Annotated in this window: 16 protein-coding genes and 1 pseudogene; 12 read left to right on the plus strand and 5 right to left on the minus strand. The window is 50.8% G+C overall.

The genetic code is table 11. The features are described 5' to 3' along the window. Nucleotides 1–161 precede the first annotated feature (161 nt). From pspF to sapF, 6 genes are all read left to right on the plus strand, one after another. Nucleotides 162–1136, plus strand: coding sequence for a phage shock protein operon transcriptional activator (gene pspF, locus AC07UY_RS16840; protein ID WP_494701621.1), 975 nt, complete (start codon nucleotides 162–164; stop codon nucleotides 1134–1136). Nucleotides 1137–1248: 112 nt separating this feature from the next. Then, nucleotides 1249–2892: an ABC transporter substrate-binding protein SapA gene (gene sapA / locus AC07UY_RS16845; protein WP_494701622.1), complete on the plus strand. Its 1644-nt coding sequence runs from the start codon at nucleotides 1249–1251 to the stop codon at nucleotides 2890–2892. Then, nucleotides 2889–3854: a peptide ABC transporter permease SapB gene (gene sapB / locus AC07UY_RS16850; protein ID WP_203361050.1), complete on the plus strand. Its 966-nt coding sequence runs from the start codon at nucleotides 2889–2891 to the stop codon at nucleotides 3852–3854. Before sapA ends, sapB begins: the two co-directional genes overlap by 4 nt. Next, a complete protein-coding gene (sapC, locus tag AC07UY_RS16855; protein WP_494701623.1) occupies nucleotides 3841–4731 on the plus strand; it encodes a peptide ABC transporter permease SapC in 891 nt (296 codons plus the stop codon). Before sapB ends, sapC begins: the two co-directional genes overlap by 14 nt. Beyond that, nucleotides 4731–5723 carry a peptide ABC transporter ATP-binding protein SapD gene (sapD, locus tag AC07UY_RS16860; protein ID WP_203361048.1) on the plus strand — a complete coding sequence of 331 codons (993 nt, stop codon included), beginning with the start codon at nucleotides 4731–4733 and terminating at the stop codon, nucleotides 5721–5723. The genes sapC and sapD overlap by 1 nt, the downstream gene beginning before the upstream one ends. Nucleotide 5724: 1 nt before the next feature. Continuing rightward, entirely contained in the window at nucleotides 5725–6531 is an 807-nt protein-coding gene (sapF, locus tag AC07UY_RS16865; RefSeq protein ID WP_192612366.1) for a peptide ABC transporter ATP-binding protein SapF, read from the plus strand. Nucleotides 6532–6677: 146 nt separating this feature from the next. On the opposite strand, the gene AC07UY_RS16870 is transcribed toward sapF, so the two are convergent. Further along, nucleotides 6678–7682 (minus strand): fimbrial protein, encoded by a 1005-nt coding sequence (locus tag AC07UY_RS16870; RefSeq protein ID WP_494701624.1) that lies wholly within the window; start codon nucleotides 7680–7682, stop codon nucleotides 6678–6680. Between the two features lie 187 nt (nucleotides 7683–7869). Between AC07UY_RS16870 and AC07UY_RS16875 the strand changes: the two are divergent. Beyond that, nucleotides 7870–8019: pseudogene (locus AC07UY_RS16875) on the plus strand (IS1 family transposase); the annotation flags it as partial. Nucleotides 8020–8292: 273 nt separating this feature from the next. On the opposite strand, the gene AC07UY_RS16880 reads toward AC07UY_RS16875, so the two are convergent. The 4 genes from AC07UY_RS16880 to AC07UY_RS16895 all read right to left on the minus strand — a co-directional run bounded on the left by AC07UY_RS16880 (nucleotide 8293) and on the right by AC07UY_RS16895 (nucleotide 13309). Beyond that, entirely contained in the window at nucleotides 8293–8889 is a 597-nt protein-coding gene (locus tag AC07UY_RS16880; RefSeq protein ID WP_494701625.1) for a fimbrial protein, read from the minus strand. Between the two features lie 509 nt (nucleotides 8890–9398). Next, on the minus strand, nucleotides 9399–11936 hold the full coding sequence (locus tag AC07UY_RS16885; protein WP_494701626.1) for a fimbria/pilus outer membrane usher protein: 2538 nt from the start codon (nucleotides 11934–11936) through the stop codon (nucleotides 9399–9401). 29 nt (nucleotides 11937–11965) lie between these two features. Further along, the gene (locus AC07UY_RS16890; protein WP_494660571.1) at nucleotides 11966–12712 is read right to left on the minus strand and encodes a fimbrial biogenesis chaperone; all 747 of its coding nucleotides are present in this window, start codon (nucleotides 12710–12712) and stop codon (nucleotides 11966–11968) included. A 24-nt stretch (nucleotides 12713–12736) separates the two neighbouring features. Next, on the minus strand, nucleotides 12737–13309 hold the full coding sequence (locus AC07UY_RS16895) for a fimbrial protein (RefSeq protein ID WP_494660572.1): 573 nt from the start codon (nucleotides 13307–13309) through the stop codon (nucleotides 12737–12739). Between the two features lie 438 nt (nucleotides 13310–13747). On the opposite strand from AC07UY_RS16895, the gene AC07UY_RS16900 reads away from it, so the two are divergent. The 5 genes from AC07UY_RS16900 to AC07UY_RS16920 all read left to right on the plus strand — a co-directional run bounded on the left by AC07UY_RS16900 (nucleotide 13748) and on the right by AC07UY_RS16920 (nucleotide 19528). Further along, a complete protein-coding gene (locus AC07UY_RS16900) occupies nucleotides 13748–14395 on the plus strand; it encodes a helix-turn-helix domain-containing protein (RefSeq protein WP_494701627.1) in 648 nt (215 codons plus the stop codon). Between the two features lie 92 nt (nucleotides 14396–14487). Next, on the plus strand, nucleotides 14488–15114 hold the full coding sequence (locus AC07UY_RS16905) for a winged helix-turn-helix transcriptional regulator (RefSeq protein ID WP_494660574.1): 627 nt from the start codon (nucleotides 14488–14490) through the stop codon (nucleotides 15112–15114). A gap of 223 nt (nucleotides 15115–15337) precedes the next feature. After that, complete coding sequence (fabI, locus tag AC07UY_RS16910) at nucleotides 15338–16126, plus strand: enoyl-ACP reductase FabI (RefSeq protein ID WP_203361040.1); 789 nt, start codon at nucleotides 15338–15340, stop codon at nucleotides 16124–16126. Nucleotides 16127–16349: 223 nt separating this feature from the next. After that, entirely contained in the window at nucleotides 16350–17504 is a 1155-nt protein-coding gene (locus AC07UY_RS16915) for a CMD domain-containing protein (RefSeq protein WP_494701628.1), read from the plus strand. An 89-nt stretch (nucleotides 17505–17593) separates the two neighbouring features. Beyond that, on the plus strand, nucleotides 17594–19528 hold the full coding sequence (locus AC07UY_RS16920) for an exoribonuclease II (protein WP_203361038.1): 1935 nt from the start codon (nucleotides 17594–17596) through the stop codon (nucleotides 19526–19528). Nucleotides 19529–19653 lie beyond the last annotated feature (125 nt).

The following is a 19653-nucleotide window of genomic DNA, read 5'->3' on the forward strand; positions in this document are numbered from 1 at the left end:
CCTCACAATTTTTCTGATGTCGGGCTATGCCCTGCTGAAGCTCTAATACAATTCACGTGCCAACTTTTTAACTTATTGATTAATAATCATATGTATAATTTTACCTCGACAGCAATTCAGGTTAAAGTGGTGAATAACGCTAACAAGTGGTGAATTTCATCATGACAGAATACAAAGATAACCTTCTCGGTGAAGCCAACAGTTTTATTGAAGTGCTGGAGCAGGTTTCTCATCTGGCGCCGCTGGATAAACCGGTGCTGATTATTGGTGAACGCGGGACGGGGAAAGAGCTCATCGCCAACCGCCTGCACTTTCTCTCTTCTCGCTGGCAGGGGCCGTTTATTTCGCTGAACTGCGCCGCGCTTAATGAAAACCTGCTCGACACGGAATTATTTGGCCATGAAGCGGGTGCATTTACCGGCGCGCAAAAGCGCCATCCAGGTCGTTTTGAGCGTGCCGATGGCGGCACGTTGTTTCTCGATGAGTTGGCGACGGCCCCCATGCTGGTGCAGGAAAAACTGCTACGGGTCATCGAATACGGTGAGCTGGAACGCGTAGGCGGCAGTCAGCCGCTGCAGGTCAATGTGCGCCTGGTTTGCGCCACCAACGCCGATCTGCCCCGGATGGTTGATGAAGGGACGTTTCGTGCCGACCTGCTGGACAGGCTGGCTTTCGATGTGGTGCAGCTCCCGCCGCTTCGTGAACGTCAGACCGATATCATGTTAATGGCTGAACATTTTGCGATTCAGATGTGCCGAGAAATCCGTCTGCCGCTTTTCCCCGGATTTAGCGAGCGTGCAAAAGAGGCCCTGCTGCACTACCGCTGGCCAGGCAATATTCGTGAGCTGAAAAATGTGGTTGAACGTTCGGTGTACCGGCACGGCACCAGCGATTACCCGCTCGACGAGATCATTCTCAATCCGTTTAAGCGACATACCGTTGCCGTTGAGAACACGGAATCTCCTGCTGCTTCCCCTGCACTGCCGGTGGATTTACGTGAATTTCAGCAACAGCAGGAGAGAGATTTACTGCAACGCAGTCTACAGCAGGCAAAATTTAATCAGAAACGCGCCGCTGAATTATTGGGTCTGACCTACCATCAACTGCGTGCATTGCTCAAAAAACATCAGATTTAGTGATTCCTTCACCAGAATTGATGACATTTGCACCAGTTACCCGCAGACATTTTTACCTGGTGGGTCGTAGTGCGATACACTTTGTAGATCGAATCTAAAAACCTTAAAAATTATGCGCCTGGTTTTATCGTCTCTGGTAGTGATAGCTGGACTTCTCAGTGGTCAGGCTGCAGCTGCGCCTGAACAGCACCCGCGTGCTGATATTCGCGAGAGCGGCTTTGTCTACTGTGTCAGCGGGCAGGTCAACACCTTTAATCCGCAAAAGGCGAGCAGCGGTCTGATTGTCGACACGCTTGCCGCCCAGCTGTACGACCGGCTGTTGGATGTGGATCCTTATACCTATCGCCTGATGCCTGAGCTGGCGGAAAGCTGGGAGGTGCTCGACAACGGAGCAACCTACCGTTTTAACCTACGCCGGGACGTTCCGTTTCAAAAAACGGCCTGGTTTACCCCCACCCGTAAACTGAATGCGGATGACGTGGTGTTCACCTTCGAGCGTATTTTTGACCGTCATCATCCGTGGCATTACGTCAATGGCGGAAATTTCCCCTACTTCGACAGCCTGCAGTTTGCCGATAACGTAGAAAGCGTGCGCAAACTGGACAATTACACCGTCGAGTTCCGTCTGACGCAGCCTGATGCATCATTCCTATGGCATCTGGCGACGCATTACGCCTCGGTGATGTCTGCAGAATATGCGGCGAACCTGGCCAAACAGGATCACCAGGAATTACTGGATCGTCAGCCTGTCGGTACCGGTCCTTTCCAGCTTTCTGAATACCGTTCAGGACAATACATTCGTCTACAACGGCATGGCGAATTCTGGCGGGGTACGCCGCTGATGCCTCAGGTTGTCGTCGATTTAGGGTCTGGCGGTACCGGACGGTTATCTAAACTGCTGACCGGCGAGTGTGACGTATTGGCCTGGCCTGCCGCCAGCCAGTTAACGATTTTACGCGACGATCCTCGCCTGCGACTCACGCTACGCCCGGGAATGAACATCGCCTATCTGGCGTTTAATACCAATAAGCCCCCGCTGAATAACCCCGCAGTGCGGCATGCGCTGGCGCTGGCCATCAACAACCAGCGCCTGATGCAGTCGATCTACTACGGCACGGCGGAAACCGCCGCCTCTATTTTACCTCGCGCCTCGTGGGCCTATGACAACGAGGCTAAAATTACAGAATACAATCCCGCCAAATCCCGCGAGCAGTTAAAAGCGCTGGGGCTGGAGAATTTAACCCTGAAGTTGTGGGTGCCAACCAGTTCTCAGGCATGGAACCCAAGCCCGCTGAAAACGGCTGAACTGATCCAGGCGGATATGGCGCAGGTGGGGGTAAAAGTGGTGATTGTTCCGGTAGAGGGACGTTTCCAGGAGGCGCGGTTGATGGACATGAACCATGATTTGACGTTGTCCGGCTGGGCAACGGACAGTAACGATCCGGACAGTTTTTTCCGTCCGCTGTTAAGTTGCGCCGCCATTAACTCGCAAACGAACTTCGCCCACTGGTGTCATCCCGAGTTTGACAACGTTCTGCGTAAAGCGCTTTCTTCTCAGCAGCTTGCCTCGCGCATTGACGCGTATGATGAAGCGCAAAATATCCTGGCGACAGAGTTGCCGATCCTGCCGCTGGCGTCATCGTTACGTCTGCAGGCTTATCGCTATGACATCAAAGGGTTAGTGCTCAGTCCGTTTGGCAACGCCTCTTTTGCGGGTGTCTCGCGGGAAAAAGCCAAAGAGGTGAAAAAACCATGATTATCTTCACCCTGCGTCGTTTTTTGCTGTTGCTGGTCACGCTCTTTTTCCTGACGTTTATCGGCTTCAGTCTGAGTTACTTTACGCCGCACGCGCCGCTTCAGGGCGCCTCGTTGTGGAATGCCTGGGTATTCTGGTTCAATGGCCTGATCCACTGGGATTTCGGCGTTTCCAGCATTAATGGTCAGTTAATCTCTGAGCAGCTTAAAGAGGTGTTTCCCGCCACCATGGAGCTGTGTATTCTCGCCTTCGGCTTTGCCCTGATGGTCGGCATCCCGATCGGAATGGTGGCTGGCGTAACGCGCAATAAATGGCCCGATCGCGTTATCAGCGCCCTCGCCTTGCTGGGATTTTCTATTCCCGTGTTTTGGCTGGCACTGCTGCTGACGTTGTTCTTTTCGCTGACGCTCGGCTGGCTGCCGGTGTCTGGTCGATTTGATCTGCTTTATGAAGTCAAACCCGTCACTGGATTCGCTATTATCGATGCGTGGATTTCTGACTCGCCCTGGCGTGACGAGATGGTGATGAGCGCATTGCGCCACATGGTATTACCGGTCCTGACGCTGGCGGTCGCGCCTACCACAGAGGTGATTCGCTTAATGCGGATCAGCACGATTGACGTGTACGACCAGAACTATGTGAAAGCGGCGGCCACCCGAGGCTTATCACGTCTGACGATTCTGCGCCGTCACGTGTTGCACAACGCGCTTCCCCCGGTGATCCCCCGCCTTGGTTTGCAATTTTCGACCATGTTAACGCTGGCAATGATCACCGAGATGGTCTTTAGCTGGCCGGGACTGGGCCGCTGGTTGATCAACGCCATTCGCCAACAAGACTATGCCGCCATTTCCGCCGGTGTGATGGTAATTGGTTCGTTGGTCATCATCGTCAATGTGTTATCTGATATTTTGGGTGCCATGGCTAACCCGCTGAAACATAAGGAATGGTATGCCCTACGATAGCGTATACAGCGAAAAACGCCCACCGGGTACGCTACGCACGGCCTGGCGGAAATTTTATGGCGATACCACTGCGATGGTCGGCCTGTATGGCTGCGCGGGACTGGTGCTATTGTGCATTTGTGGCAGTTGGTTTGCCCCCTACGGTATTGATCAGCAGTTCCTCGGCTATCAGCTTTTGCCGCCTTCCTGGTCTCGCTACGGCGAAGTGTCGTTCTTTCTCGGCACCGACGATCTGGGGCGCGACGTCTTAAGTCGATTGCTGAGTGGCGCCGCGCCCACCGTCGGCGGCGCATTTGTGGTGACGCTCGCCGCCACGATTTGCGGTCTGGTGCTTGGGGTGGTTGCCGGGGCGACCCACGGCTTACGCTCCGCCGTACTGAATCACATTCTGGATACGCTGCTCTCTATTCCGTCGCTGCTGCTGGCGATTATCGTGGTGGCGTTTGCGGGTCCGCATTTAAGCCATGCGATGTTTGCGGTCTGGCTGGCGTTACTGCCGCGTATGGTGCGCTCTGTCTACAGCATGGTGCATGATGAGCTGGAAAAAGAGTACGTGATTGCCGCCCGTCTGGATGGCGCGACCACGCTGAATATTCTCTGGTTTGCCATTCTGCCCAACATCACGGCCGGTTTGATCACCGAAATCACCCGTGCGCTCTCGATGGCGATCCTCGACATTGCGGCGTTGGGTTTTCTGGATCTTGGCGCGCAGCTGCCCTCTCCCGAGTGGGGAGCCATGCTCGGAGACGCGCTGGAGCTGATTTATGTTGCGCCGTGGACCGTAATGCTGCCCGGCGGTGCCATTATGATCAGTGTGCTGCTGGTTAACCTGCTTGGCGATGGCCTGCGCCGGGCGATAATTGCGGGGGTGGAATAATGCCATTACTGGATATTCGTAACCTCACCATTGAATTCAGAACCGACGAAGGATGGGTAAAAGCCGTCGATCGGATCAGCATGACCTTAAACGAAGGCGAAATCCGTGGTCTGGTGGGTGAATCAGGGTCTGGAAAAAGTTTGATCGCCAAGGCAATTTGCGGGGTCGCGAAAGATAACTGGCGCGTCACCGCCGACCGTATGCGCTTTGATGATATCGACCTGCTGCGTCTCTCCTCGCGTGAGCGTCGTAAGCTGGTCGGTCACAACGTCTCGATGATCTTTCAGGAGCCACAGTCCTGTCTTGATCCGTCCGAGCGCGTGGGTCGCCAGCTAATGCAAAATATTCCAGCCTGGACCTACAAAGGACGCTGGTGGCAGCGGATTGGCTGGCGCAAACGCCGCGCCATTGAACTGTTGCACCGTGTCGGCATTAAAGATCACAAAGATGCGATGCGCAGTTTTCCCTATGAGCTGACCGATGGGGAATGCCAGAAAGTGATGATCGCCATCGCGCTGGCTAACCAGCCGCGTTTGTTGATTGCCGACGAACCGACGAACGCGATGGAACCCACCACTCAGGCGCAAATTTTTCGCCTGCTGACCCGTTTGAATCAGAACAGCAACACCACGATTTTGCTGATCAGCCACGACCTGCAGATGCTGAGTCAGTGGGCAGACAAAATCAACGTGATGTACTGCGGACAAACGGTGGAAACCGCGCTCAGCAAAGATTTGGTGACGACCCCGCACCATCCGTATACCCAGGCGTTGATCCGCGCTATCCCCGACTTTGGCAGCGCCATGCCGCATAAAAGCCGCCTGAATACGATGCCTGGGGCGATCCCCTTGCTTGAACAATTACCGATAGGTTGTCGTCTGGGGCCTCGCTGCCCGTATGCTCAACGAGAATGTATTGAAACCCCGCGCCTGACCGGGGTAAAGAATCATCTCTACGCCTGTCATTTCCCGCTGAATATGGAGAAAGAGTGACATGGTGGAAACGCTGCTTGAAGTCCGCAATCTGAGCAAAACCTTTCGCTATCGTACAGGCTGGTTTCGCCGTCAGACCGTTGAGGCGGTAAAACCACTGAGTTTTACCCTGCGCGAAAAGCAAACCCTCGCCATTATTGGCGAGAATGGTTCCGGCAAATCAACGCTGGCGAAAATGCTGGCGGGCATGATTGAACCCACCAGCGGCGAGCTGCTGATTGACGATCATCCACTGCACTACGGCGATTATTCGTTTCGTAGCCAGTGTATTCGGATGATTTTTCAGGACCCGTCGACGTCGCTCAATCCACGCCAGCGTATCTCGCAGATCCTCGATTTTCCGCTGCGTCTGAACACGGATCTCGAGCCTGAGCAGCGCCAGAAGCAAATTGTGGAAACCATGCGGATGGTCGGTTTGCTGCCCGATCACGTCAGTTATTATCCGCACATGCTGGCGCCAGGGCAAAAACAGCGTCTGGGACTGGCCCGTGCGCTAATTTTGCGCCCTAAAGTGATTATCGCAGACGAAGCGCTGGCGTCGCTGGATATGTCGATGCGTTCGCAGCTCATTAATCTGATGCTGGAATTACAAGAGAAACAGGGTATCTCTTATATTTATGTCACTCAGCATATTGGGATGATGAAACATATCAGCGATCAGGTTTTAGTTATGCACCAGGGCGAAGTCGTCGAGCGCGGCAGCACCTCCGACGTGCTTGCCTCGCCGTTGCATGAGCTGACCAAACGGCTGATTGCCGGGCATTTTGGTGAGGCGTTAACGGCAGATGCGTGGCGGAAGGACCGGTAAAGAGAAAAGGCAGAAATTATTCTGCCTTTTCTTAACCCCGTGACGACACATAATGTTTTTATTTATAGGTTAAATTATACGTCATCACAGATTTTACACACGGAAACCATCATCTGAAAAATAATGTTTCACTTCCGGCGAAATTATTATTTATACGTTACATTATAAACTACGGTGGCAGAAACGGAGCCCGCTTTAACTGCCGCATTGCTGGTTCGGTAATAACGAGCCGTCATGGCTATGGCGGTATTTCCTGCAACGGCATCGCCTACCTTAAAGGTTTCATTCAGTTTCGCCGGGTTATTATTGACCAACAGCTGGACACCGACCCCCGAGGCCGTTGAGTTGCCATTTAAAGCCAGCACACCATCGTCCTGTGCGTCAGTGTCCTCGGTGCCATCAAGCAGCAAATTGACAGAGACGTTACTATTGCACTTCAGTGAAATCTCAAACGGCGTATCCTCAGCCGTACTTCCCTTATGGGAGAGGTCGTTGGCACTGACCGGTTTGAGCAAAACACGTGAAGGCGTGGCAGCATCGACACTACAGCTGGGGACAACCACGGTACCGGTAATATGGTAGGTGATGGCGGAATAGCCATCCGTAGTGAAAGGTGTAACGGTTGTATTAATGATACCAGGCATTGCCGGGACACCGCCGCCGTATACACTAAGGGCACCTATCATAATAATGCCTTCGTGATCTTGTGGGTTCCAGCAGTCAGATTGCATACAGAATTTATTCCATGAGGCGGCAATCGTGACCGGAGGCGAGGCATTGTGCAATGATTCATACCAGCCGTCATAGGCTCTGGTATAAAACTTAAAACCAAGACCACTCCAGGAACCATCCGATAACAGCGCTTTTTCAAGATTGTTGGTGCCCGGTACGGGATTGGTTATTTTCCCTACGTAAGTAAAATGACCCGAGCAGGATATCGCTGCTGCGGTCTTGGCATCAGCCTTGGTTCCAAGTAAATCTTTATATTCAATGCTGGTGCTGTTATCCGCATCACCTGGAATAGTGATCGTGCCGATGTCAATATTCATAACCCCGGTGGTACCTGAACAACTGGCATGCGCTGAGCCGGTGAGTGTCAACAGTGAAATAAAGATGCTGATCAGTATGAAAATAATATTTTTTTCTTTCATAATCTCGCTGTTAAGATATTGTTAGTAGGGGGTGAGTGTTTGAATCTGTCACGGTTTGAACTGGGGGGATTATAATATCTATTATGCTATGCGCATATTTATAACGGGTGTAAAAATAGACAAAACTTGAGTAACGCTTCCAATTAGTTGAATTGTCATGAATAATACGGTTTTTTAAGGTGCTTCTGTGGCAACCATCACCGTTCATTGTCCCCGTTGTCAGTCAGCGCTGGTTTACCGTCATGGACAGAACCCTAAAGGTCGTGACCGGTTTCGATGCCGTGAGTGCCATCGAGTATTTCTGCTCACTTTTACTTATGAAGCCAGAGTTATCGGGGCCTTTATTGAAAAATACATGTTCTACAAATTGGAGGCATTACCCAAATTTGTAACGGGCAACAGCGATTATTTTAGTTTAATTAATATTATATAACAGGAATTACTATAGCATAATCTCGTCGCAGTCCTTTTTTACACTATAAAAAGTTTGATCATGACCGCGCGATATGGATGAAATACTGAAGGTGGGTTCCTGACATGACATTCGTTGATTGAAATTAGACAAAGGTATACGGCAGCAATAAAAACTGCCGTCGTTTACTGAAGTTATTTACTGATAATCAAAGGTAAACGTAGCGACTGAATTCACTTCCCCGCCGCTAACTGCCCCGCCTTTATAATAGTAGTAAGAATTAAATCCTACCGTCTCGTTGGCCTGTGAGCTACTAATAACTTCCAGCATCTCACCTATTTTAATAGGGGTATCGTTAAACAACAGTTGGATGCCGACATTATTATTCCCCGGCTTCGTATTGGCTAATACAGTGTCGATATTTTCCATTGTTGCACCATCAAACCGGATGGACACAGAGGTTTGCGGATCGCAGGTCAGATTGAATTGAAAAGGTGCAGGCGCATCTGCATATTTTCCCGGTCCATTCGCGTTGAGCTGGTTAACACTCACGTCTGGCAAAGAGATATAGTTCGAATACGTGTTGTCCAGTTCGCAGGTGTAAGTGGGGATAACCAGGTCATTTTTTAGAACGAACACCCATGTGACATACCAGGGTTCCCACTTTGCCATGCCCCTCATCTGTGTTTCCATCCTCATGATTTCTGTCCCCACCGGAAGCGTGGTGCCAGTACCCCATGTTGCGGTTGACGTTCTGGTTATACCTATTTTTGCCGCAATGGGTTTTGTTACCATACTATGCGCACCTGAATTACTGCATGACGAATCAGGCCATAAGCAGACCGGCTGCACAGTATAGTCAGTTCCACTCATTTGAATAAAAGGCTCATAACCCAGGCGAGTAAGAGCAGAGGAGATGGTGAGGCTATTACTCCGCAAAGCATCTTGATATGTTGTGTCCGGTTGACCATAACATTTCGCGTAAGTGCTCATATCGGTAATAATCGCTTCGGTGACAGATTTGGCGCATCCACCTGAACAGTAAATGTGGTAGACCCGTTATAAATAGAGGCAGCACCGTTATAGCAGGTGAATGCCAATGCGCTCTGAGAAAAGAACACCGAGCCACAAATTAGCGCAATAATAGCGAGCAGTTTTTTTAAACAATAATGATGACATTTGACACACATAAAAAATTAACCTTTTTACCCAATACACAGGGTACGATGAGTACGTCTTCAATCCGCAATTATTGCTAAATTGATCACAATATAATCCGCAAGGCCAATCTGGCTAATTGCTATCTAACGACACTCATTACTAAACCGCTGAATAGCCGTTTGCTTAGTGTCGTTTTCGATACCTGGCGCAAGCATATAGCTGACAGAACATTGTGATGCGCCATCCTCACCCCATTTCACCTTCAACGTTCCTTTCGGTTCCGCGACACGGGCATAGATCGTGCTTCCCTGCGCAACCGTACCGACGCTATGGTCTTTTTCGTCATACACCTCAGCACCAAACGGCAGCGCGTTGCCTGAGTAAGACGAGGCAATTAAAATCGGCGTGCCCTTCTCAGCATTGAACTTCACTTTCACGACTGCGCCAAAACGAGGGACTACTTTTTGCGACGTATTATCTAACTCAACATTCCGGGATGTGCCTTTTGGATCGATCGAGACATCGTTCAGCTGATACGGACTGGAAGCCGGCAACAACGCATAACCAAATCTATCGATCTTAATCCCCGGATATGACGGTACTGTCGCCCCTTCCGCACCTTTCGCTTCCACCAGCGTGAAGGTGTCGCTGTTATACGGTGAGAGGGTCAGGCCGCCAGAGTGGGCAACCATCGCACCGGACATGCTCAGAGACGTGCTGTGATAGTCCGGCCCCTGGCTGTAACTGCCTGACATCTGTGCCACACTGCCCCGATACGAACCGCCAAAGCTCGCGGACGTCCCTGCCTCACTGTCATGCATACCGCTGGCGTTCCAGGACAGTTGGTTGTCCTCTCCCGCACTCCCTGAAATCATCGCCTGCTCACCCGAACGACCATTAGTGTCCTGGTTGTAGCTCAGACTCATCTGTGGCGCATAGTTGCTGTCGTGGTTCTCCCACAGCGGGAATGACAGATTCAGATAGTAGCTGGTCTGCGATTCGCCCCAGGCATCCTGACTACGGGTTACGTTGATGCTGTAGTTCAGCTGTTTATAGTGATTCGAGTAACCAAACTGATACTGGCGTTCATAATTATCTTGTCCCCAGTAGTCCTGCAAAGAACCACTGAGATAGAGCTGTCCCCAGTCGTCAGCCAGTCCCTGGCTTATCGTGACCGTAAACCGGTTTTTTTCGCGCTGAATGGTGTTTCTGTCTTCACCGTCTTTAACCGCCTGAATACTTTCCATTGCGGTCATGTAATCCATATAACCGCTGCTCGAAAAACGGTATGCCGCCAGGGTAATATTACTGTTGGTTTCATTAATCAGCTTGCTGTAGCTGACCTGATAGCTTTGTCCGGAGATATCCTGCACATCTGGCGACGGTAAATGCGTCTTCGATTGGGTGACATCAAAAGCGATCGCGCCAATTTGCAACCCCAGTGCGGTCCCCACTTTTACCGCCTGGTAATCTTTATTCGCCTGCAAACCGGCATAGCCGGTAATCAGGTTAGAGAAACCGCGTTGGAAAGTCGCTTCGACCAATTTCGGATCGCTGGAAACACTGTCACTACGCAACTTACCTAAGCTCAGGCTGTAACGCTGACTGCCAGGGCGTAATAGCTGGGTCACTGATGCATAAGGAATCGAAAAATTCTGCTGCGAACCATCGGCCTCTTCAATGGTGACATCCAGGTTACCGCCGTAACCGGTGGGATAAAGATCGTTGATGACGAAAGCGCCAGGCGAAACAGTGGTTTCATAAATGGTTTGCCCGCTTTGTTTCACCGTGACTTTCGCATTGGTTTTCGCTATGCCGCGAATTTCAGGCGCATAACCACGCTGTGATTCCGGCAGCATACGCTCGTCGCTGGCGACCTGAACGCCGGTTAACGGTACAGTATCGAACAGCTGACCGCTGGTGTTGGTCTGCCCCATCACCAGACGGCCGGAAATGCGCGGTAAATCGTGCTGAACGTAAGTATTCAGGACGCTGTAACGCCCACCAGTCGTATCAGCCCAGTTATACGAACCATTATGACGTAAATACCAGGAGCCAATATTCAATCCGCTGTTAATCGCGGTATAAAACGACTTTGAATCATAGCCATTACTTTTAGATTGATACGCGTTCATGTTGTAGCTCAACATCATCGCCGGAATACCGCTGTCCCACATAGAGGCAGGCACTGACCCTCGTGGCTGCTTATTGATATAAATTTGCGGTATAGAAATGTTTAACTGCTGATCCTGGTTGTCAAAATCCAGCTCCGCTTCAGGAATGATCGCCTTAAGGTTGATACATTCCGTATTTTCAGTGAGGGAATCCCACTGAGTGAAATTAATTTGATCTTTTTTGAAATTAATCAAATTGAGTACACTCAGCGGAATGCAAGGGATGACATTTTTGTTATCTGCCGCCTTAAATTCAACTTCCGTCACTGTCAGCGTTTGCTGATTCAACGCTACAGCGATTTTATAAACACCCGGCAGCACGTTAGCCCCGTTGGAGAAACGGGCTAAATCTACGGACTGTCCCGCTGGCTGTTTCACAAAGTCAGAATCAAACTCCACTTGATCCTCTGCCGGTGGAGTCGGCATATCCACCGTGGCAGCCACCGAACATTGCACAATGAGAATGTTTAATATCAAAAATAAAATAATGGGAAACAAGATAATCATTATATTTCCACCAGAGGCAGAGCTTAAGACTATTTGCCCTGGTTATGTTTGACCGCAGCGCCATAGTCATTAATTGACGTAAAAGTAATTGCGTGAATATCACTAATCGCACTTACATTTTTAAAATGAAAGTCAGCACTGCTTCCAGGTGCGATCATTTTTCCATCTTCAACATGTTTACTTCCACCCTGGGTATAGGTCACTGTCCCGAGAGTAATATAATAAGGCGTAGGATTTGTGGCTTTTACACCACCGTTACTGATTGACCACTGCAATGCGTCTGGTGCTTCACCCGCACTTCCGCTTAAACCTTGCGGACGATAAAATAGCTTTATCCGGGTTCTAAACGCGATACTAAGATGGTTATTCTCAGCGGCATTTTTTGACTTTGCAGGGATTTCCAGTACGTTCAGATAAAAAACGGATTCTTTATTTGTCGGAATCCCCTTACCATCAACCAGACTGACCCTTAACGTCTGCCCCTTTCCGGCATCTACCCGATTAATGGGCGGCGTTAAAACAAACGGAGATGTGATTTTATCCGGCGTTGCGGATTGATTACCATCATCAATCCAGCTTTGTGCCAGCACGGGGGCTTTACCGGAATTTTTCATGTTCACGGTGACTTCATTTTGCTCCGCAGGATAAATAACGCGAGTTCCGCTTAATACAATACCAGCACAAGAAAGAGTGCTATAACATGATGCCGTCATCCCTGATAGCGCTACTAATAAAAACTTTACGTTACGTCTGGACAGAATCATAGGAATAAACATTTGGTCATAACACTCTTAAGTAGGTTATTTGTAAATAAGGTCGTAAGTGACTTTGCTTTGTACCGCACCGGCGGCAAGAGTGCCGCCTGAGACTTTGTAATACTCCACAAAGTAAGAAAGGGTCCCCGTCTTACTCGTGGTGTCAGGCACCACATATTGCGCAACGCCTGACTGCCCCGCATCGCCAACAAGAATGGCTTTGTTATCCGCAGCATCTAACAATTGCAGGCTTACCCCGGTTGCACCTCCTGCTGCAATATTATTCAGATGCCCCGTATCGGCATCCACCCAGACACCGTTGGGTTCAAAATAAGCCCCAACCTTAGTATCAGGATCATCCAGCTCACAGTTCGCCAGTTCAATGGTAAATGGTGTGCGCCCGGCGGTCTCAGTATGAAACGCAGAGATGGCAACGGGCGGCAATGTTACGGTCCCGTCGGCAGCAACACCATTGACTGTCGCCTCACAGGTAGAGGCGGTAATTTTACCCTCAAAGGTAATTGTGCCGCTTGATGCTCCAGCGGCATAGGCGGCATTCACCATACCCACAGACGCGGATGCAATAAGCCCCACTTTACAAAACACAGATAGTTTCATTTTCGTTCCTAAAAATAGAATGATGCCCTGACTGCAAGTCCATAGTTGTTTCTGAGATAGCTTTATTTAATTATAAAAAGAAGGGGAAATACAATGGCGTTATATTCACCGCTGTGAACCATTCCTTCCATCAATAATTAATAACCATCTCATTTAACCTCTATATCGCCTATACGGTTTTAATAGAAAACATGAGTGAAAATGTCTATCACAAAAACCTGGCTATTCAATGACAAGGAAGATTGTATTTATAGGAACAATTAAACGCAATATAGCCGCGATCCAAAATTACACACCCCCTCACGCCATTTAATTACAAATTGCAATAACTCCGCGGTGTAATTTTAGACACTTATTCTGGATCCAGTTACAGACTCGAATACGTCATAATTCCGACGTTATTCTATTTCATTTTCATTACCAGGATTCAGCCTCACCATGTCAGATTCACCGACCATTGACATTTTCTTGCGTGAAAATAAGCCTGAACAATCCTTCCGGCAATTGCTCACTGCACTGAATACTCAGGCTATTCCCCTACTGACACGCAAGGGAACGCTACTACCGTATGCAACCGATGAGATAAATTACTGTTATTTGCTACATAAAGGGCATGTGGTGATCAACCGCACAATTGATGGGTTGTCGTTAAACTCTGAAACCGCGCCTTTTATCTTTGGTTTTAGCATGTTGAGCAACAATCCTTGCCGGTTAACATTATGCACGTCAGCAGATGCGGTCGTGAGCCGACTTCCGCTTGGCCTGGCCATGGATCTTATCCAGCAGCACGCACTCTGGGAGCCGCTTTCCCATGTGATGGTACATATTTCGTCTCGCATTTTTACGCATTGCACGCGTTTGTCCCAGCCTGGGGCTTACGGCGCCATACGCTATCTGCTGTTTGAACTTTCGCTGGAGTCAGAAGAGTTCAGAAAATCGGAATCGGTGGTGAATTACATCCAAAGCCGTTGTTTCTTGTCTCGCAGCGGGATTATGGCGGTCCTTTCAACCTTACGCTGGGGGAACTACATTGAAATAAGCAACGGGAAATTACTTTCAATCAATTATTTACCGACAAAGTTTTGAGCTTAAGCATGATCTGGTGAGCTTTGTTGTGACGTTTTGCAACTCTTTGTCTATACTTATCAAAGAGACATGTCATTCGGTATAACTGTTTTATGGATGAAAAAGCATTAACTCCACCGGCACTCAACACCCCCCACCCATGGTCAAAAACGTTGGTCGAGGCATTATTGCCCTTCGCCACGCCTCAGTCATATCGAAAGGGGATTCGGCTTGATTTTCTTGAAGCTGACACCCCGGTTTGTCGATTAATTATCAGCGGCTCTGTTGAGGTGCATCGTATCGCAGACCATCTGCTCGTGGTTCGAGCCCCATCTTTTACTATCCTGGGCCTGGGCGTCAGCGGCAGCTATATTGTTACCGCAGAACCCTGCAAGATCGCGACCCTTCCTTTAGCGGAGGTGCATCAGCACATTCAGGAACTGGGGTTGTGGGAAGTACTGGCTAAACATATGGTCGTGGTGAGCAGTAAACTGTTTTCTTACAGTCGACAATTGAGCGCGCCCACCGCCTATGAAGTGATTTGCAGTCAACTGATTGAGCTGATGCATGAGTCCGAATCCTTGCGTGAGACGCTGTCCGCTGAACGCTTCATTCGTGACAGAACCCATCTGTCCCGCAGCAGCATCATGAAAATCCTTGCCGATCTCAAAACGGGCGGTTATATCAGCATCGAAAATGGACGGCTTGTTGCTATCCATCATTTACCGCAAAAGTATTGAATGAGGTTGGATCAGTACAGACCGCGGCTGCTGGTATAATAGAAAAGTGTTGGTTTTCTACTCATTGGCGCTCGCCACTTTCTGCGCTATGTAAAAATCACGTGACAATTCATGCGTATAGTGGGCTATAATTTCGGCCTGCTATCTCTATTATTCTGGCTCCGTTCGTTGTAAATAAATGAATATAAAGCCAAAAATAAGCAATGACATAAGGATTAAAGCTATGGGTTTTCTTTCCGGTAAGCGCATTCTGGTGACTGGCGTTGCCAGCAAACTGTCCATCGCCTACGGTATCGCGCAAGCTATGCGCCGCGAAGGTGCTGAACTGGCGTTCACCTACCAGAACGACAAACTGAAAGGCCGTGTGGAAGAATTTGCCGCTCAACTGGATTCCAGCATCGTATTGCCGTGCGATGTGGCTGAAGATGCCAGCATCGACGCAATGTTCGCTGAGCTGGGTAACGTATGGCCGAAATTCGATGGTTTCGTACACTCCATCGGTTTCGCACCTGGCGACCAGTTGGACGGCGACTACGTGAATGCAGTCACCCGCGAAGGCTTTAAAATCGCTCACGACATCAGCTCCTACAGCTTCGTTGCGATGGCGAAAGCATGCCGTTCCATGCTGAACCCAGGTTCTGCGCTGCTGACGCTCTCCTACCTGGGCGCAGAGCGCGCAATTCCGAACTACAACGTCATGGGTCTGGCGAAAGCGTCTCTGGAAGCCAACGTGCGTTATATGGCGAATGCGATGGGTCCGGAAGGCGTGCGCGTCAACGGTATCTCCGCTGGCCCAATCCGTACGCTGGCTGCATCTGGCATCAAAGATTTCCGTAAGATGCTGGCTCACTGTGAAGCGGTTACTCCGATTCGTCGTACCGTTACCATTGAAGATGTCGGCAACTCTGCAGCCTTCCTGTGCTCCGATCTGTCTGCCGGTATTTCTGGTGAAGTGGTTCACGTTGACGGCGGTTTTAGCATCGCTGCAATGAACGAGCTGGAACTGAAATAATCGTTTCAGGATCCTGGTATGGGCGGCGTTCGTCGCCCATCGATCTCGGCCTGTTTTCCCCTCTCCTTATGCATTTCCCGCGCAGCATATAGCTTTCCGATATTTATTATCACGTAACAATCTTTCATCCCACCTCTTGCTTACGTCAGGATAATGCAGCGAAAACGACCCGCTGTGTTTCGACGACGTGTCCGGGTCGCCACTTTTAGATCAAGGAACGCCCATGGAACAACGCCGAATTGCAGGCAAAAGCCACTGGTATCATGAAACACAGTCCAACGCCTGGACACAAGATGTCCTGCCGCTGGTGCCCGAGGCGGCGCACGTAGAGGACCGTTTTCTACTCGATCTGCCGATTCCTGAAGACGCGATTTTCCCCTTTCAGTCCTGGTTGCACCCTGCCCGTCAACTTGCTCACCTTCTGTTTCCCGCTCATGTTCAACAAAATCATATGAATACGTTCAGCGCCTATGAACGCATGAGCACCGCATTGACTGTCGCGCAGGTCTGTGGCGTTCAGCGGTTGTGCAACCACTATGCGGCTCGTCTGGCGCCGCTCCCTGGCCCGGACTCCTCCCGGGAAAGTAACCATCGGCTTGCACAAATAACCCAGTATGCCCGTCAGTTAGCCAGTTCTCCTGCGGTGATTGATGCCCGCGCCCGGCAACATCTGGATGATGTTGGGCTGACGGTGTGGGACAGTGTTCTGATAAGCCAGATCGTGGGCTTTGTCGGTTTTCAGGCGCGGGTGGTCGCCGTCTTCCAGGCTTTTCTCGGCCAGCCGGTGCGTTGGGTGCCCGGACTCGACATGCAGCCGTTCGCCCCGGCCCTCCCTTTTGCGGCCGTCGAGGCGACATGGTCTCCGGCGCATGTCACCGTTGCGTTTCCCCTGGCCAGCGCCGAACAACAGGCGTGTTTGTCCCACCCGCCAGTCGCAGAGTTACAGCGGCTGGCGCCCGTACTGGCGCACGAATCCGCACTGCTCTCACTCCTTTCCGCGCTGATAACAAGCGCATTGCGCACAGAGGTGCCGCAGAACGCCTTTGGACTTGCCACTCTACTCACTGCCCGTATTAATGGCAGCGTCGCTTGCTTTAATGAACAGGCGCAACGTTCCCCGGAATATGCCGCGTTCATTGATGCACTGCGTCAGGACGAACGCGAAATACAGCAGTGGGAACGGCGACATCCGGTTGAGCGCATTACGTTGCAAGCGATACAATGGCTCACGAGGGCGCCCGATCGTTTTAGCGACGTCCAGTTCAGCGCGTTATCCGGGCTCGATTTTTCCTCTGAACAGGCGATCAACTTACTCAGTTGGAGTGGATTGTGCGGATGGTTAAACCGCCTGAAAATCGCGCTGGGTGAGACCCACTAACCCATCCATTTGCTTAAAGAGCGCTTGAAGCGTCAGGCAGAATCGCGTAAAACTGTCAGCCGCTCTTTTGGCCACGAAAATAGACAATTATGCTTCAGGACAACCCGCTGCTAGCGCAGCTTAAACAGCAACTGCATTCCCAGACGCCACGCGCTGAAGGGGTGGTAAAAGCCACGGAAAAAGGCTTTGGCTTCCTGGAAGTCGACGCGCAAAAAAGTTATTTCATCCCGCCACCGCAGATGAAAAAAGTGATGCACGGTGACCGCATTGTCGCGGTAATCCACACGGAAAAAGAACGCGAATCTGCTGAACCAGAAGAACTGATTGAACCCTTCCTGACCCGTTTCGTGGGCAAAGTTCAGGGCAAGAACGATCGTCTGTCCATCGTGCCGGATCATCCGTTGCTGAAAGACGCCATCCCGTGCCGCGCGGCGCGTGGTGTGGAACATGAATTTAAAGAGGGTGACTGGGCAGTCGCTGAGATGCGCCGTCATCCCCTGAAAGGCGATCGTACGTTTTACGCCGAATTAACCCAGTTCATCACCTTTGGCGACGATCACTTCGTGCCATGGTGGGTCACACTGGCGCGTCATAACCTCGAAAAAGAAGCCCCTAACGGCGTCGCTACTGAAATGCTGGATGAAGGCCTTGAACGTCAGGATCTGACGGCGCTGGATTTTGTCACGATCGACAGTGCCAGCACCGAAGATATGGACGATGCGTTATACGCACAAGAATTGGCAGACGGTAAACTGCAACTCACCGTCGCCATTGCCGATCCTACCGCCTGGATTGCCGAAGGTAGCAAGCTGGATAACTCGGCGAAAGTCCGTGCGTTTACCAACTATCTGCCGGGTTTCAATATCCCAATGCTGCCGCGTGAACTCTCTGACGATCTGTGCTCCTTGCGCGCGCAGGAAGTTCGCCCTGTTCTCGCCTGCCGGATGACCATTGCTGCTGATGGAACCCTTGAAGACGACATCACGTTCTTCGCCGCGACCATCATTTCAAAAGCAAAACTGGCCTATGACAATGTCTCCGATTGGCTGGAAAACACCGGAACCTGGCAGCCAGAGAGCGAAGCCATTGCCCAGCAAATCCGACTGCTGCAACGTATTTGCCTGAGCCGTGGCGAATGGCGTCACAACCACGCGCTGGTGTTCAAAGACCGTCCGGATTACCGTTTTGTCCTGGGTGAGAAAGGCGAAGTCCTCGATATCGTTGCGGAACCTCGTCGCATTGCCAACCGTATTGTGGAAGAGTCCATGATCGCCGCAAATATTTGCGCCGCTCGCGTACTCCGCGACAAATTAGGTTTTGGTATTTATAACGTCCATATGGGCTTCGATCCGGCGAACGTCGACGCCCTGGCGGCGCTGCTGTCATCGCACGGTATGCACGTTAATGCCGAAGAAGTCCTGACGCTGGAGGGTTTTTGCAAACTCCGTCGGGAGCTGGATGCGCAACCTTCTGGCTTCCTGGACAGTCGAATTCGTCGCTTCCAGTCGTTCGCCGAAATCAGCACCGAACCAGGCCCGCACTTTGGTCTTGGTCTGGAGGCCTACGCCACCTGGACGTCGCCTATCCGTAAATATGGCGACATGATCAACCACCGCCTGTTGAAAGCTATCATCAAGGGTGAGTCCGTTGCGCGTCCGCAGGATGAAACGACCCTGCAAATGGCAGAGCGCCGTCGCCTGAACCGTATGGCGGAACGTGATGTCGGCGACTGGCTGTACGCACGTTTCCTGAGTGACAAAGCCGGTACAGATACGCGTTTCGCGGCAGAAATCATTGATATCAGCCGTGGTGGAATGCGTGTTCGTCTGGTCGATAACGGCGCCGTTGCTTTTATCCCTGCGCCGTTCCTGCATGCAGTTCGTGACGAAATGGTCTGTAGCCAGGAAAACGGAACCGTACAGATTAAAGGCGAAGTGGTTTATAAAGTGACTGACGTTATCGACGTAACGATTGCCGAAGTGCGCATGGAAACCCGTAGCGTCATTGCTCGCCCGGTCGCATAACGTACCACCGTACCTGCAACGTGAAGTATGACAACGAGAACGGTCTTTCCCGATAAGGAAAGGCCGTTTTCTTTTTCCCGTCTGAACCGCCCACGCACACTACACTTTAAATATTCATTACGTTT

Source organism: Citrobacter sp. GW821-FHT02E08, assembly GCF_059421685.1.